Here is a 1,694-nt window from a genome sequence, read left to right on the forward strand (position 1 = left end):
TCGACCGTCGAGGTCTTCAACATCCGCTACTTCGGATGCCGTCTACCCGCAGACCGAATTGGTTCTCAGGCTCTACGGCGCTGTCTTACAGATTCTTCCCGTCGAACGGCGTCATCGCGAGCTTCGACAATTCGATGCCGTCGATGCAGCTCACGTTCAGCGCCACCACATCGGTGCCATCGGGCTTCTTGCCGTAGGCAAACACCTCGGCGCCGCAGTCGAGGCAGAATTGATGGCGGATGGCGTGCTTGTTGAAGAGATATTCCTTCAAATTCTCCTCGCCGGCGCGGAGCTGAAAACTCCTCGGCGGCAGGAAGGTGAAATGCAGGCCCTTTTTGGTGCAGATCGAGCAGTTGCAATTGGTCACCACCGCGAGATCGGAGGTGCATTCGAAGCGCACCTGTCCGCAATGGCACCCGCCGGTATAGGTTTTGCTGTCAGGCATGACTCTTCCTCACCGCATCCGGGGAATGCATGATAACGCAGCGGCTCGGCGCGGTCAGCAGGTCCCGGGCCGCGGAAGCGCTATTCGTCCTTGCCGCGGGTGATCGCGATCGACGCCTCGGTCCTGGTGCGCGTGCATTCCATGTTGAGACGGCGGAAGCGCATGCTGACCTTGTCGCCGCGTAGCAGGCCCATGCGCTTCAGGCAGCGCGTGGCGCCGGTCGTGGTGTCGTCCTTCGGCACGGTGAAGATGATCGCCGCCGCCGAGCTGACCAGTTGAAAGAATTCCGGCTTCGGCCGCCGGTCGCCCTTGGCATAGAGTTCGACGGAGTAGTTCTTGCCGCGGCAGCCGAGCGACAATTCCCTGGTCGCGGGATGGGTCAGGTAGACGATGTTGGCGGCCTTGAAGTTGACCTTGAGGCCGTCGATCTGGCTGGCAAGCTGCTTGGCGATGTCGTCGCACTGGTCGGCCCGTGCCGGCGAGGCAGTGAATGCGGCCACCAGCACCAGTGACGTGGCAAGCCAAATCGGTCGGCGAAATGGTAGTTGTGAAATCATATGCGACTGGCCTTTGGGCGTACTGAAGTGGCAGGGGAGTACAAGGAAGCATCTGATCGATGATTAGGCCGATTGTCGTTGAGCTTAGTGTCGTGTTTTTCCCTTGCTTAGTTTTGAATCCATTTTAGTCTCTTCTAAGTTTCGCCGAGAATCTTCGAGGCTCTCACGTTTTGTATTGCTTATCACCAACGTCTCGGATTTGCTATCAAGGGATACCGCTGAAATGAGATCGCGGCCAAATAGCTTCTTGAACTGATCCTGAAAGAGCTTTTCGCTCCGAGCTTTCTTGAAGACCGGCCAAGTCCGAAATTGTTCCTCTCCGAGTTCTTGGCCTCTGACCGCTGCTTGCATTTGATCGACAACAGATTTGACGTCGTCCCGAACTGCGGCGACGCAAATTTGAAAGGCTGCGTTAGTAGCAGACCAGTCGTGCTTACCTAATTCCTTTTCGGCTCTCGCGCTGTCACCACCAAGCTTTACAGCGTTCGCGTAGTTTACGATCATCGTCCTTCGCATTATGTCGCTACTCACCCCGGTGTGGTTTATTCCGTAGTCTAGGAGGCGTTCGGCAAGTTGATAGTCATCTCCAGCGAGCAGTTCCACAGCCGTGTCGTTCTGACCTGCCACTGAGTATTTCCTCCAGAAGGAGTTAGAGTCCGGCCCGAAGAAGGACGGACAGATGAAGCGAGCAA

3 protein-coding genes are annotated in these 1,694 nt (G+C 56.7%); all 3 read right to left on the minus strand.

Going from position 1 to position 1,694, the window contains the following annotated elements:
* Positions 1–85: 85 nt before the first annotated feature.
* Entirely contained in the window at positions 86–445 is a 360-nt protein-coding gene (locus AAFX91_RS41495) for a GFA family protein (RefSeq protein WP_282527815.1), read from the minus strand.
* 80 nt (positions 446–525) lie between these two features.
* The gene (locus AAFX91_RS41500; RefSeq protein ID WP_394570326.1) at positions 526–945 is read right to left on the minus strand and encodes a hypothetical protein; all 420 of its coding nucleotides are present in this window, start codon (positions 943–945) and stop codon (positions 526–528) included.
* A 141-nt stretch (positions 946–1,086) separates the two neighbouring features.
* On the minus strand, positions 1,087–1,694 hold a 608-nt coding region (locus AAFX91_RS41505; protein WP_394570327.1), incomplete at its 5' end, for a hypothetical protein.

Origin of the sequence: Bradyrhizobium sp. 31Argb, from assembly GCF_043638955.1 — a bacterium.
In the GTDB taxonomy this organism is placed as follows: Bacteria; Pseudomonadota; Alphaproteobacteria; order Rhizobiales; family Xanthobacteraceae; genus Bradyrhizobium.